This is a genomic window from Streptomyces sp. NPDC004327 (genome assembly GCF_042873935.1).
Taxonomy (GTDB): Bacteria; Actinomycetota; Actinomycetes; order Streptomycetales; family Streptomycetaceae; genus Streptomyces.
The window spans coordinates 1-13,015 of sequence record NZ_JBIAME010000002.1; the positions used below are offsets into that span (position 1 = coordinate 1).

Sequence of the window (13,015 nt, forward strand, 5' to 3'; positions counted from 1 at the left end):
CGGATGTGGAAGCCCAGTAATGGGTGGAGCTGACCGGTACTAATAGGCCGAGGGCTTGTCCTCAGTTGCTCGCGTCCACTGTGTTAGTTCTGAAGTAACGAACACGCCCCCCCTTTCGGGGTGCGCGGCGGTTCAACTTCATAGTGTTTCGGTGGTCATAGCGTTAGGGAAACGCCCGGTTACATTCCGAACCCGGAAGCTAAGCCTTTCAGCGCCGATGGTACTGCAGGGGGGACCCTGTGGGAGAGTAGGACGCCGCCGAACAATCATTGTGGGAAAGCCCCGCACCGTATGGTGCGGGGCTTTTCTGCGTTTACAGGACTTTCAGAGTGCGAGGGCCCGAGGCCCCTCGGGGGACTTCTGGCCCTCGCACTTCAGAGTCGGCCGGCTGCCTTCAGGGCCAGATACGCGTCCGCCAGAGCGGGAGCGAGCTCGTCGGGGGTCGCGTCCACGACCGTGACGCCGTGGCGCTGCAGCTGTTCCGCCGTGCGGAGGCGTTGGGACTGGGCCTGGGTCGCGGCGGCCGCCTCGTAGACGCCCTCGATCGTGCCGCGGGTGGTCGCCATGCGGGCGATGTGCGGGTCGGCGGGGGAGGCCACCAGGACCGTGTGGCGCTGGGTGAGCTGCGGGAGGACCGGGAGGAGCCCCTCCTCGATCGGGGCGGCGTCCAGGCCCGTGAGCAGGACGATGAGGGAACGACGCGGGGCGCGGGCCAGGGCGGTGGCCGCCAGGCCGCGGGCGTCGGTCTCGACCAGCGAGGGTTCGAGCGGGGCGAGGGCGTCCACCACGGCGGGCAGGACGTCCTTTGCGGAGCGGCCCTGCACCTGGGCGCGGAGGCGGCGGTCGTAGGCCACGAGGTCGACGCGGTCGCCGGCGCGGGAGGCGAGGGCGGTGAGGAGGAGGGCGGCGTCCATCGCGGCGTCGAGACGGGGGACGTCGCCGACGCGGCCGGCGGAGGTGCGGCCGGTGTCCAGGACGATCAGGATGTGGCGGTCGCGCTCGGGGCGCCAGGTGCGGACGGCGACCGTGGTCTGGCGCGCGGTGGCCCGCCAGTCGATGGAGCGGGTGTCGTCGCCGGGCACGTACTCGCGCAGGCTGTCGAACTCGGTGCCCTCACCGCGCGTCAGAACGCTGGTGCGGCCGTCGAGTTCGCGCAGACGGGCCAGGCGCGAGGGCAGGTGCTTGCGGCTGGTGAACGGCGGCAGGACGCGGACCGTCCAGGGGACCTCGTGGTTGCCCTGGCGGGCGGCGAGGCCGAGCGGGCCGTACGAGCGGACCGTGACGCGCTCGGCGCTGCGGTCGCCGCGGCGGGTCGGACGCAGGGCCGTGGTGAGGCGGCGGCGTTCGCCCGCGGGGACCGTCAGGCGCTGCCGTGCGGGGTTCTGGGCCGCGCTCGGGGCCCAGGCGTCGCGGAGCTGGGCGCGCAGACGGCGGCGGGACGGGTTGGTGACGGTGAGTCGGACCTCGGCGCCGTCACCCAGGCGAACTGACGTATCACCACTTCGGGTGAACTGGAGCGTTCGCACTGGCGCGGCCATCGCGTAGTCGCACAGAATTGCGAGTGTGAGTGGCGCGTTCACCGCCAGCATCCCCGTCCAGTTGGGGGCGAGGATGCCGACGGGGAGCGCTCCGATGGCGGCGAGCAGGGCGGTTCGTCCGGTGAGGGCCATGGGGCGCCGTTCTCAGCGGGGTACGGGGACGTGGGCGAGGATCGACGTGAGGACGGAGTCCGTGGTGACTCCCTCCATCTCGGCCTCGGGCCGCAGTTGGATGCGATGGCGCAGGGTCGGCAGGGCCAGGGCCTTCACATCGTCCGGGGTGACGTAGTCCCGGCCGGTGAGCCAGGCCCAGGCGCGGGACGTGGAGAGCAGGGCAGTGGCTCCTCGGGGGGAGACGCCGAGGACGAGCGAGGGGGATTCACGCGTGGCACGGCAGATATCGACGACATAGCCGGCGATCTCGGCGGAGACCGTCACCTTGGTCACGGCCTCCCGGGCGGCCTCGAGTTCGGCGGGTCCGGCGACGGGGCGGACTCCGGCGGCCTTCAGGTCGCGCGGGTCGAAGCCCTGGGCGTGCCGGGTGAGGACGTTGATCTCGTCCTCGCGTGAGGGCAGCGGGACCGTCAGCTTCAGCAGGAAGCGGTCGAGTTGGGCTTCGGGCAGCGGATAGGTGCCCTCGTACTCGACGGGGTTCTGCGTCGCGGCGACGAGGAACGGCTCGGGCAGCGGGCGGGGCGTGCCGTCCACGGTGACCTGACGCTCCTCCATCGCCTCCAGCAGTGAGGACTGGGTCTTCGGGGGCGTGCGATTGATCTCGTCGGCGAGCAGCAGGTTGGTGAAGACCGGCCCGGGCTGGAAGGAGAACTCGGCGGTCCGGGTGTCGTAGACGAGGGAGCCGGTGACATCGCTCGGCATCAGGTCGGGCGTGAACTGCACGCGCTTGGTGTCGAGTTCGAGCGCGGCGGCGAGCGTCCGCACCAGGAGGGTCTTGGCGACGCCGGGGACTCCCTCCAGGAGCACGTGGCCCCGGCAGAGCAGGGCGACGACGAGACCGGTGACGGCGGGGTCCTGGCCGACCACGGCCTTCCCGATCTCGGTGCGCAGGGCCTCCAGGGAGGCGCGGGCGCGGTCCGAGCTCGGCACGGTCTCGGGGGTCGGGGCGCTCATGAGGTGCGTACCTCTCTTTCGAGGGCGTCGAGTTGGTCGGCGAGGCGGATCAGGGCGGTGTCGTCGGCGGGCGCCGGGCCGAAGAGGAGGTCCCGGTGGCCGGCGTCGTCGGGGAGCCGGACGGAGAGTGCCGGCAGGAGGAGATCGGAGGTGTGGGCGTCCTTGGAGGGGACGCCGAGGAGCGGGGCGATCCGGGTGCGGGTCGCGGTGCGCAGGACGGTCGCCGCGCGGTCGCGGGCGTCGGCCTTGCGGTAGAGGCGGGCGCGGCCCTCGGTGGCCTCGGAGGCGCGGACGGCGACCGGGAGTTGCTCGGTCACCAGGGGGCCGAGGCGGCGGCCGCGCCAGAGGGCGGCGAGCAGGGCCGCGACGGCGAGCTGGAGGGTGCCCCACAGCCAGCCGGAGGGGGCCAGGTCGAGGAAGGCTCCGGTGGGGTCGTCCGCGGCCTCGGGGTCGGCGGGCACGTCCGTGAGCGAGGGGAGGTACCAGACGAGATGAGGGCGGGAACCGAGGAGTTGCAGGGCCAGGGAGGCGTTGCCCTGCTGGGCGAGGCGCTTGTTGGTGAGGAGTTGCGGCGAGCCGAGCAGGACGGTGTCGGCGGTGCCCGGTCCGGGGAGGCGGACCAGGGTCGGCAGGCCGTCGGAGAGGTAGCAGGCGTCGGCGGTGGCCGTGCCGGTCCGGTAGCGCTCGCCGCCGAGCTCGACGCTGCCGGCGCGGGAGGCGGCGGGCAGGGTGCAGCCGGGTTCGAGGGTGGACACCGTGGTGCCCACGGAGGTCTCGATGCCCGGGGCGAGGGTTCCGACGGAGGGCAGGCCGGCGCCGAGGAGGACGGTGCGGCCGGCCGAGCGGGTCATCGCCCCGTACAGGGTGGACTGCTGATCGTCGGTGAGCAGGTCCGGGGCGGTGACGAGGAGGGTGGTGTCGGCGCCGGTGGCTGCGGTGGCCTCGGTGAGGCTGTCGGCCACGTCGACGGTGACGCGCTGGGCCCTGAGGAGTTCGGCGACGGCCCGGCCGCCGGAGGGGTCGACGGAGCGCGGGTCGAGGTAGCCGCCGTGGTCGGCGGAGCGGACCGTGGCGAGGAGGACGCCGCCGAGCAGGAGGACGGCCAGGAGCACGAGCGTGCCGCGGGCGCGGGCCCAGAGCTGACGGGGCGTGAGCGAGGTCGAGGTGGCGCCGGCGGCCCGCCGGCTCATCGGGGCGCCTCCGTGAAGGCGGAGGCGGTGCCGGTCGCGGAGAGGGACGGCTTGGCGCGTTCCAGGGCGGTGTCGAGCTGCTCGATGCGCTGGTACGCGGGCTCGTCGGCGGAGCGGCCGCCGTACGTGACGTCGTCGAAGGCGCGGGCGGCCGAGCGCAGGCCGTCGGCGTGGCCTGGCAGGGACCGGCCGGCCTCCGCGGCCGCCTCGTCGGCGGTGCGGCCGGGGCGGGGTTCGAGCAGGGTGCGCTCTTCGAGGGAGCGGACGATGGCCCGCATGCGTTCCTGGACGGCCTGGTTCCACTGGCCGGCGGAGGCGTGGCGGGCGGCGGCGGCCCGGTGTTCGGCGGCCGGGCGCGGGCCGTCGTCGAAGAGGGCGTCGCCGCCGCCGGAGGGTGCGCGACGGGGGGTGCCGAGGCGCCACCAGAGGGCGGCGACCAGGGCGATGACGACCAGGACCACGGCCACGACGCCGACGACGCCGCCGGGCGTCGCGCCGGCGGCCGCGTCGAAGAGGTGGCCGATCCAGTCCCAGAAGCGGTCGAGAGCGCGCTGGAGAGGACTCGGATCGTTCTCGTGGTACATCGGCTTGGACAGTTCCCGCTCGGCCGCCTCCTGGGCGGGGACGCGCGGAATGCCCACCGGTACGTCGCCGGCCGTTCCCCCCGTGACCGTCACGCCATCAGCCTCCCTGGCCGGCGAGTCCGGCGGCCCGGGTGAGCTCGATGTCGAGCGCCTCCCGGCGGATGCGCTGGTCGATGTAGAGGAGGACGGTCACGCCGGCCATGACCGGGTAGGTGACGGCGCTCGTGACGATCCCGCCGATGCCGCTGATGAGCAGGAACGACCAGGTGGTCTGGAAGCTGCCGCTGCTGATGCCGGCGAGGCCGTCGCTCGAGACGATCACCGCGATGATGCCGAACGGCAGCGCGAGGATGAAGGCGACGATGGCCACGATCAGCTGGGTGAGCAGGGTGATGCCGAAGATGCGCCACCAGGAGCCCTGCACCAACTTCGCCGAGCGCTTGAGTGCCTTGATGACGCCCTGGCGCTCCAGCATCAGCGCGGGCGAGGCCAGGCTGAAGCGGATCATCAGCCAGATCATGGCCACGAGACCGATGAGGGCACCGGCGACGACGAGGCCGCCACCACCGCCCGCGGTTTCGAGGAGGATGCCGGGCAGCATGGCGACGAACATGACGGCGGCGCCGATCAGCGGCACCAGGAGGGTCAGACCGAGCAGCTGCAGCAGCCGCGGGCGGGCCTCGCGCCAGGCGGTGGCCAGGTCGACGGGGCGGCCGAGGACGGCGCGGCTGATGACGATGGTGAGCAGCGCGGCGCTGACGAGCGTGGCCACGATCATGATCACGTAGGCCGGGATCGAGGCGATCACACCGGCCTTCATCGACTCGACGGTCTGGGCCATCACCTCGGCGGGGCCGGCGTCCGGGTCCACCGTGGCGGGGGTCGGCATCAGATAGCGCTGGGTCAGCGTCTCCGCGATCTGCATGATCACCGCGACGGTGACGGTGACGGTGAGGACGGTCCGCCAGTAGCGGCGCATGGTCGTCACGGCGCCGTCGAGGATCTCGCCCAGCGACAGCGGACGCAGCGGGATCACGCCCGGCTTCACGGCCGCGGGCACGCCCCACTGGCCGTGCGGGGGCTGCGGGCCCCAGCCCGGGACGCCCTGGCCGCTGTGCGCGCGGGCCGGTGCCTGCGGCGGGGCGGCGGGCGACTGCCACTGCCCGGCGGGCGGCTGCTGCTGGGACCACTCGGAGGCGGAGCCGTCCGGGCGGCCGGGCGTGCCGTTCTGGCCGTCGGAGGGGGCAGATCCGGGCGAGGTCCAGCCCGGAGTGTCGTTCACGGTGGTCCACCTCGAGGATTGGTCGCGGTGCCGGATCGCCGAACCGGCTCGGTCTCAGCGGCCGTCCGCCCGGCAGGGCGGCGGGCCGGGAGCCATCGTGCCACGCGAGGCCCGCCCACGGGCGGGCCCGGCCATACCTCCCGCGGCCTTCTACCGGGGCCGTCGCGGGCCGGACCGTGCCGAACGCCGATCCATCCGTACGAAAGGCGGTGGTACGGGGGAGCGGCGGGACACGGTCGTGCGTGGGGCGGGCCCGTGGGCGATCGCGGTGCCGGGAGCGGCTGGTGCCGTCGTGGCCCCAGCGCCTCCGCCGGTGATCGTTCCGCCGGAGCAGCGGGGCGGCGGTGATCGGGCGGCGCCGTGCGGGCGTCCTCCCCATGGGCCTATGTCAGCCGCGCAGGGTACGGTGCAGGGCGACCGGCGGGGGCCACGGGGGTGACATCCGTGTCTGACATCGACACCCACAGACATCGGCCATTCACGGCGGGCAAACGGGGACGTCACCGCAGGTCAGTGAGGTATCTCACCAGCCGCCTTGAGACTGATACGGAAATGGGATGATGTCGATATGAAGGGACGCGTTCTTGTCGTCGACGACGACACGGCACTCGCCGAGATGCTCGGGATCGTGCTGCGAGGTGAAGGTTTCGAGCCGTCGTTCGTGTCGGACGGTGACAAGGCACTCGCCGCTTTCCGTGAGGCCAAGCCGGATCTGGTGCTGCTCGATCTGATGCTGCCCGGTCGGGACGGCATCGAGGTGTGCCGGCTGATCCGGGCCGAGTCCGGGGTGCCGATCGTCATGCTCACGGCCAAGAGCGACACGGTCGACGTCGTCGTGGGCCTGGAGTCCGGGGCCGACGACTACATCGTCAAGCCGTTCAAGCCGAAGGAGCTCGTCGCCCGGATCCGGGCGCGGCTGCGGAGGTCGGAGGAGCCGGCGCCGGAGCAGCTGACCATCGGTGACCTGGTCATCGACGTGGCCGGGCACTCCGTGAAGCGGGACGGTCAGTCGATCGCACTGACGCCGCTGGAGTTCGACCTGCTGGTCGCGCTGGCCCGCAAGCCGTGGCAGGTGTTCACACGCGAGGTGCTCCTGGAGCAGGTGTGGGGCTACCGGCACGCCGCCGACACCCGTCTGGTGAACGTGCACGTCCAGCGGCTGCGCTCGAAGGTCGAGAAGGACCCCGAGCGCCCGGAGATCGTCGTGACCGTCCGCGGTGTCGGCTACAAGGCGGGACCCAGCTGACATGAGCAAGGGCAGTGCTGCTCCCAAGGCCGGGGACCCGGGGGTCCGTGCGGGGCGGGCTGCCGGACCGGGGAGGGGGGGCCGGGGTCTGGGCCGCCTCCTCCAGGTCGGGACACCGGGCGGACCCGCGTTCCGGCTGATAGCGCGCTGGGTGCGCCGTCCGCTGCTGCCCGCCGTACGGCTGTGGCGGCGCAACCTGCAGGTGCGGGTCGTCGCGGGCACCCTCCTCATGTCGCTTGGCGTGGTGCTGCTGCTCGGCCTGGTCGTCATCGGCCAGGTCCGCAACGGCCTGCTCGACGCCAAGGAGAAGGCCGCGCAGAGCCAGGCCGCCGGCGGGTTCTCCGCCGCGCAGGACCGGGCCGCGACCACGCAGCCCGCGCCGGGCGAGCAGGACGGCGGCCGCGCCGGATCCTCGGTGAACTGGCGCTCCACGCTGGTCGAGCAGCTCGCCAGCGGCGGCCAGAGCGCGTTCAACGTGGTCGCGCTCTCCCTGGAGACCGGCGACACCGCCAGCCGCGGCGCCCGCGCCTCCGGCGAGGTCGACCCGACCACGAGCATCCCCGCCGAACTGCGGCACAGCGTCGCGCAGGGCACCAACACCTTCCAGACGTACGCCCGCATCCACTACACCAGCGGCAAGCCGTCCGAGCCCGGCCTGGTGGTCGGCAAGCGGCTCAACGACGCCGACGGCCAGCCGTACGAGCTGTACTACCTCTTCCCGCTCACCCAGGAGGGCGACTCCCTCGCCCTGGTCAAGGCCACCCTGGCGACCGCCGGGCTGTTCGTCGTCGTGCTGCTGGGCGCCATCGCTTGGCTGGTGGTGCGGCAGGTCGTCACGCCCGTGCGGATGGCCGCCGGGGTCGCCGAGCGGCTGTCGGTCAACGGCCTCCAGGAGCGGATGAAGGTCACCGGCGAGGACGACATCGCGCGCCTCGGCGAGGCCTTCAACAAGATGGCGCAGACCCTCCAGCTGAAGATCCAGCAGCTGGAGGAGCTGTCCCGGATGCAGCGGCGCTTCGTCTCCGACGTCTCGCACGAGCTGCGCACCCCGCTGACCACCGTGCGGATGGCGGCCGACGTCATCCACGACGCGCGCGCCGACTTCGACCCGGTCACCGCGCGCTCCGCCGAGCTCCTCGGCGACCAGCTCGACCGCTTCGAGTCACTGCTCTCCGACCTCCTGGAGATCAGCCGCTTCGACGCGGGCGCGGCGGCCCTGGAGGCCGCGCCGATAGACCTGCGCGAGGTGGTACGGCGGGTCATCGGCGGCGCGGAGCCGCTGGCCGAGCGCAAGGGCAGCCGGATCGTCGTCGTCGGCGACGAGCAGCCCGTGGTGGCCGAGGCGGACGCCCGCCGGGTCGAGCGGGTGCTGCGCAACCTGGTCGTGAACGCGGTCGAGCACGGCGAGGGCAAGGACGTCATCGTGCGCCTGGCCGCCGCGGGCGGGGCCGTCGCCGTGGCCGTGCGCGACTACGGCGTGGGCCTCAAGCCCGGCGAGGCGACCCGGGTCTTCAACCGCTTCTGGCGCGCCGACCCGGCCCGCGCCCGCACCACCGGCGGTACGGGCCTCGGCCTGTCGATCGCCGTCGAGGACGCGCGGCTGCACGGCGGCTGGCTCCAGGCGTGGGGCGAGGCCGGCGGCGGCTCGCAGTTCCGGCTGACCCTGCCCCGTACCGCGGACGAGCCGCTGCGCGGCTCCCCGATCCCGCTGGAGCCCGAGGACTCGCGGCGCAACCGCGAGCAGGCGGCCCTGACCGGGGACGGCGGCGCCGCGGGCACGGGCGGTGGCGCCGCGTCCGGCGGGCGGCTCGCGGGCGTGCCGGTGCAGCCGGCCGGCGCGGTGCGCCCGGCTCTGCCCGTACCGCCGCGGATACCGCCGGCGCCGCGGGCGACGGTGGATCCGACGGCCCTGCCGGGCAGCGGTGCCCGGGTGGTCGCCCGGCCCGCGGAGGGGGTCGACGGCGACGGTGGTGAGGCGATGGCGTCGACGCGCGCCGAGCGGGAGGACGGAACTGGTGGGCGCTGACCATCGAGGGAAGCGGGAGACCCTGGGGCGGGGACGGTCGGCGGCCGGGCGGACCGGGCGCGGCGTGGTGCTGATCGCCTGCGGCGCGCTCGTCGTCACCGGGTGCGCCGGGATGCCCGACAACGGGGACGTGCAGGCGGTGAAGGCGTCCAACGCCGGCGACTCGCAGGTGCGGGTGTACGCCGTCGCGCCACGGGACAACGCCGACCCGGACGAGATCGTCGACGGCTTCCTGGAGGCCATGACGAGTGACGACCCCGGCTTCGCGACGGCGCGCAAGTACCTGACGAAGCAGGCCGCGCGGACCTGGAAGCCGGAGGAGAGCATCACGGTGCTCACCACCGCGCCCGACCGCGACCAGGCCGACCGGCCCGGTGACCCGGACAGCCAGGGGCGGACGTTCCCGATCTCGGGGCGGCGGATCGCCGAGGTCGACGCGAAGCACGCGTACCGGCCGGAGGTGCCGTCCGAGTTCGACACGGCCATCCACGTGGTGCAGCAGCCGTCGGCCGACGGCAAGACCAAGGAGTGGCGGATCGACAGCCTGCCGCCCGGCCTGGTGCTCGGCGAGGCGGACTTCCTGCGCAACTACCGCTCGGTCAACAAGTACTACTTCGCCTCCGGCGAGAGCTGGCTGGTCGCCGACCCCGTCTACATCCGGCAGCGCCAGGACCCGGTCACCCGCATGGATCCGGTGACGCAGACCGTCAAGGCGCTCCTGGACGGCCCGACGAAGTGGCTCGGCCCGGCGGTCGACTCGCGCTTCCCGTCCGGCACGGAGCTGCGCGAGGACGTCAGGTCGCTGACCCCCGACGACCAGTCCACCCTCAAGGTCCCGCTCAACGCCAAGGCCGACAACGTCAACGCGCCGGCCTGCAAGGGCATGGCCGCGCAGCTGCTGTTCACCCTGGGCGACCTGACGTCCGTGCGCGTCGAGCAGGTCGAGATCCAGGGCAGCAAGGGCAACCGGCTGTGCCTGCTCGGCAAGGGGCAGGCGCTCCAGGAGTACTCGCCGGTCCGCAACCCGGGCCGCGGCGAGAACCCGTACTTCGTCGACGAGCACGAGCGGCTGATGATGCTGTCGGTCGGCGGCCGCCAGCCGGACAAGCCGGCCGAGGTGCCCGGACCGTTCGGCAAGGGCGCGGTGCCGCTGCGGTCGGTGGCGGTGGACCGCGAGGAGAACCGCGCGGCCGCGATCGTCAACGACGGGCGCGAGCTGCGCGTCGGCTCGATCACCACCGAGGAGGAGCTGCCCGCGCCGGTCGTGATCAGCAGCGCGCTGCGGCCCGATGACCGGCTCTCGGCGCCCAGCTGGGACGGCCGCGGCGACCTGTGGGTCGCTGACCGCAACCCGCTGAAGCCGCGGCTGTGGCTGGTGCCGGGCGGCCAGGGCGAGCGCGTCGAGGTCGTCACGCCGTGGCTGCGCGACGGCGCCCGCGTCGAGTCGCTGCGGGTCTCCGCGGACGGCGTGCGCATCGCGCTGCTCGTGACCCGGGACAAGCGCACCACGCTGCAGATCGGCCGGGTCGAGCGCACGGTCGAGGACGGCCGCGTCGAGATCACCGTCAAGGACCTGCAGGACGCCGCACCCCGCCTGGAGTCGGTCACGGCCGTCTCCTGGGCCGGGCCCAGCCGGCTCGTCGTGGTCGGCACGGAGAAGGGCGGCGTGCAGCAGGTGCGGTACGTCCAGACCGACGGCTCCACCTCGTCCACCTCCGTCCTGCCGGGCCTGAACGGCGTCACGTCGGTCGCCGCGCCGTACGGGGCCGACCAGAGCGCCCCGGTGGTCGCGAACTCCGGCAACGACGGCATCGTGCGGCTCGTGCCGGGCGCGAACTGGCAGCCGGTGGCGAAGCCGGGCAGCTCGCCGGTCTACCCGGGCTGAGACGGGGCGCGAGGACGCGCGAGGGCCGGAGGGCGGGCCCCCGGCGTGCCCTTCTCGGCCATCCGCGCCGGTTGTCCACAGGCCGTTGTCCACAGGGGTGGCCGGGGGCGCCGGGCAGGAGGACAGTGGTGCCATGCAGGGGTGGTGGCGAGAGGTCGCCGGGCTGGTGCTGCCGGTTTCCTGCGGAGGCTGTGGGAGACCGCGTACGGCGCTGTGCCCGTCGTGCGAGGCCGAGCTGACCGGGGAAGGCCCCGGCAGGGTGCGGCCGGCGCCCGAGCCCGCGGGACTGCCGGCGGTGCATGCCGCGGCGCCGTACGAGGGCGCGGTGCGGGCGCTGCTGCTCGCCCACAAGGAGCGCGGCGCGCTGCCGCTCGCGAGACCCCTCGGCGTGGCGCTCGCCGGGGCCGTGACGGCTGCTGCCGGGGGCTTCGGCGGATCCGGACGCGGTCCGCTGCTTCTCGTACCGGTGCCGTCGTCGCGGCGCTCCGTGCGCGCGCGTGGCCATGATCCGACACGGCGGATCGCGCTGGCCGCGGCCGGGCGGCTGCGGCGTGCCGGCCGGGCGGCGCGGGTGCTGCCGGTGCTGCGGCAGCGGCGGTGGGTCGCCGACCAGTCGGGGCTCGGCGCGGGAGAGCGGCTGGCGAACCTGGCGGGGGCGCTGGAGGTCGCGGGAAGCGGCGTGCGGCTGCTCGGCGAGGCCGCGCGCAGCGGCGGACGGGTGGTGCTCGTGGACGACCTGATGACCACCGGGGCCTCGCTCGCGGAGGCCGCGCGGGCGCTCGCGGAGGCCCGTGTCGCGGCGGGCGGCGTACACCGGCCGTTCATCTTCCACGGATTACCGGGCAGTTCACAGGAAGGCGCGGCGGAAGCACTATTCGAACGCCCGGCAGCGGCGGTAGTCGCATCCTCTCCTGCCTCGTTCGAATTAAACCGGAACTCACGGGGAAGTTGCATCGTTGCAGGTGGTGAGAGGTGAAAACACCCGAATGGAGGTAACTGGCCGCACCGGGTGCCGACACCCGTCCGAACGAGCTATGTTCGGTTGTGAGGAATGGCGAATGCCACGCCTCACCGAATGCACGGGTGCGCCTACAGGACGGGAGTTCAGGGCGAATTAACCTCTGGTTGATGGGGTGGGGAGCTTGTCGGCTGGGGAGGAGGAGGTCAGGTCGCCAAGTCCGAGACTCCGGTAATCGCCGGGGTCTGGTGCAAAGGGAGAAGCTCGCCGGCCAAGGTGCCGTAACGAGTGATCCGGGAACGGAGTTCTGCGTGGACATCGTCGTCAAGGGCCGCAAGACCGAGGTGCCCGAGCGGTTCCGGAAGCACGTGGCCGAGAAGCTGAACCTGGAGAAGATCCAGAAGCTCGACGGCAAGGTGATCAGCCTCGACGTCGAGGTGTCCAAGGAGACCAACCCGCGGCAGGCCGACCGGTCCGACCGCGTGGAGATCACCGTTCATTCCCGAGGCCCGGTGATCCGGGCGGAAGCGTCAGCAGGCGACCCGTACGCAGCGCTCGACCTCGCCCACGGAAAGCTGGAGGCCCGGCTGCGCAGGCAGCACGACAAGCGGTTCACCCGCCGCGGCAACGGCCGGCTGTCGGCCGCGGAGGTCGCCGACGTGGTGCCGGGTGTCGCCCAGCTCAACGGAAGCGGCGAGCTCGTGCCCGAGGAGCCCGACGTGCCCACCACGATGATGGGCTCGATCGAGGTCCAGGGCGAAGGGCCGCTGGTGGTCCGGGAGAAGACCCACAAGGCCGCTCCCATGAGTCTCGGCCAGGCGCTCTACGAGATGGAGCTGGTCGGACACGACTTCTATCTCTTCGTCGACGCCGACACCAAGCTGCCGAGTGTCGTCTACCGACGGCACGCGTACGACTTCGGCGTCATCCGAGTCGAGAACGACCCGTTCGCCGAGTCCGAGGGGGGCGGCGCGGGCGGGGCGCTCGGCGGCTGACCCTCCGCCACCGACCCGGTCGCGGACGACCACGAAACGGTGCCCCTGGAGCGCCCCGAGTGCTCCCAGGGGCACCCCTGTGCGACCGTGCGCGCCCCCGTGCGTCCACGGGATCACCTGCCGGCCGCCTCGGCATGAAACTATGGCGTGCACGCCAACCGGTGCTCCCCGAGCAGCGGTTGG

General features: G+C 73.2%; 10 protein-coding genes and 1 rRNA gene. 6 read left to right on the top strand and 5 right to left on the bottom strand.

What is annotated here, in order from left to right; all coding sequences use genetic code 11:
• Window positions 1-147 precede the first annotated feature (147 nt).
• Window positions 148-264, top strand: a 5S ribosomal RNA gene (gene rrf / locus ACFYU9_RS06045).
• Window positions 265-374: 110 nt separating this feature from the next.
• On the opposite strand, the gene ACFYU9_RS06050 is transcribed toward rrf, so the two are convergent.
• Genes ACFYU9_RS06050 through ACFYU9_RS06070 form a run of 5 tightly spaced genes read right to left on the bottom strand, consistent with a single transcriptional unit; the run spans window position 375 to window position 5,722 of the window.
• Window positions 375-1,670, bottom strand: a complete 1,296-nt coding sequence (locus ACFYU9_RS06050; protein WP_389343055.1) for a DUF58 domain-containing protein — start codon at window positions 1,668-1,670, stop codon at window positions 375-377.
• A 12-nt stretch (window positions 1,671-1,682) separates the two neighbouring features.
• The gene (locus tag ACFYU9_RS06055; RefSeq protein ID WP_389343058.1) at window positions 1,683-2,666 is read right to left on the bottom strand and encodes an AAA family ATPase; all 984 of its coding nucleotides are present in this window, start codon (window positions 2,664-2,666) and stop codon (window positions 1,683-1,685) included.
• The gene (locus ACFYU9_RS06060) at window positions 2,663-3,856 is read right to left on the bottom strand and encodes a DUF4350 domain-containing protein (protein WP_389343061.1); all 1,194 of its coding nucleotides are present in this window, start codon (window positions 3,854-3,856) and stop codon (window positions 2,663-2,665) included. The genes ACFYU9_RS06055 and ACFYU9_RS06060 overlap by 4 nt, the downstream gene beginning before the upstream one ends.
• The gene (locus tag ACFYU9_RS06065; protein WP_389343064.1) at window positions 3,853-4,533 is read right to left on the bottom strand and encodes a DUF4129 domain-containing protein; all 681 of its coding nucleotides are present in this window, start codon (window positions 4,531-4,533) and stop codon (window positions 3,853-3,855) included. Before ACFYU9_RS06065 ends, ACFYU9_RS06060 begins: the two co-directional genes overlap by 4 nt.
• Before the next feature lie 4 nt (window positions 4,534-4,537).
• Complete coding sequence (locus tag ACFYU9_RS06070; protein WP_389343067.1) at window positions 4,538-5,722, bottom strand: hypothetical protein; 1,185 nt, start codon at window positions 5,720-5,722, stop codon at window positions 4,538-4,540.
• 568 nt (window positions 5,723-6,290) lie between these two features.
• On the opposite strand from ACFYU9_RS06070, the gene mtrA reads away from it, so the two are divergent.
• The 5 genes from mtrA (at window position 6,291) to hpf (ending at window position 12,832) form a co-directional block, all read left to right on the top strand.
• Window positions 6,291-6,968 carry a two-component system response regulator MtrA gene (mtrA, locus tag ACFYU9_RS06075; protein WP_197990047.1) on the top strand — a complete coding sequence of 226 codons (678 nt, stop codon included), beginning with the start codon at window positions 6,291-6,293 and terminating at the stop codon, window positions 6,966-6,968.
• A 1-nt stretch (window position 6,969) separates the two neighbouring features.
• Entirely contained in the window at window positions 6,970-8,994 is a 2,025-nt protein-coding gene (gene mtrB, locus ACFYU9_RS06080) for an MtrAB system histidine kinase MtrB (protein ID WP_389343070.1), read from the top strand.
• Window positions 8,995-9,106: 112 nt separating this feature from the next.
• Window positions 9,107-10,879 (top strand): LpqB family beta-propeller domain-containing protein, encoded by a 1,773-nt coding sequence (locus tag ACFYU9_RS06085; RefSeq protein ID WP_389218839.1) that lies wholly within the window; start codon window positions 9,107-9,109, stop codon window positions 10,877-10,879.
• Window positions 10,880-11,012: 133 nt separating this feature from the next.
• A complete protein-coding gene (locus ACFYU9_RS06090; protein WP_389218685.1) occupies window positions 11,013-11,855 on the top strand; it encodes a ComF family protein in 843 nt (280 codons plus the stop codon).
• A gap of 293 nt (window positions 11,856-12,148) precedes the next feature.
• A complete protein-coding gene (hpf, locus tag ACFYU9_RS06095; RefSeq protein ID WP_389218688.1) occupies window positions 12,149-12,832 on the top strand; it encodes a ribosome hibernation-promoting factor, HPF/YfiA family in 684 nt (227 codons plus the stop codon).
• Window positions 12,833-13,015 lie beyond the last annotated feature (183 nt).

Excerpts from the sequence above, each read along its gene's own strand:
- ACFYU9_RS06050 (WP_389343055.1), bottom strand. The coding sequence starts at position 1,670 with ATGGCCCTCACCGGACGAACCGCCCTGCTCGCCGCCATCGGAGCGCTC.
- ACFYU9_RS06055 (WP_389343058.1), bottom strand. The coding sequence starts at position 2,666 with ATGAGCGCCCCGACCCCCGAGACCGTGCCGAGCTCGGACCGCGCCCGC.
- ACFYU9_RS06060 (WP_389343061.1), bottom strand. The coding sequence starts at position 3,856 with ATGAGCCGGCGGGCCGCCGGCGCCACCTCGACCTCGCTCACGCCCCGT.
- mtrA (WP_197990047.1), top strand. The coding sequence starts at position 6,291 with ATGAAGGGACGCGTTCTTGTCGTCGACGACGACACGGCACTCGCCGAG.
- mtrB (WP_389343070.1), top strand. The coding sequence starts at position 6,970 with ATGAGCAAGGGCAGTGCTGCTCCCAAGGCCGGGGACCCGGGGGTCCGT.
- ACFYU9_RS06085 (WP_389218839.1), top strand. The coding sequence starts at position 9,107 with ATGCCCGACAACGGGGACGTGCAGGCGGTGAAGGCGTCCAACGCCGGC.
- ACFYU9_RS06090 (WP_389218685.1), top strand. The coding sequence starts at position 11,013 with ATGCAGGGGTGGTGGCGAGAGGTCGCCGGGCTGGTGCTGCCGGTTTCC.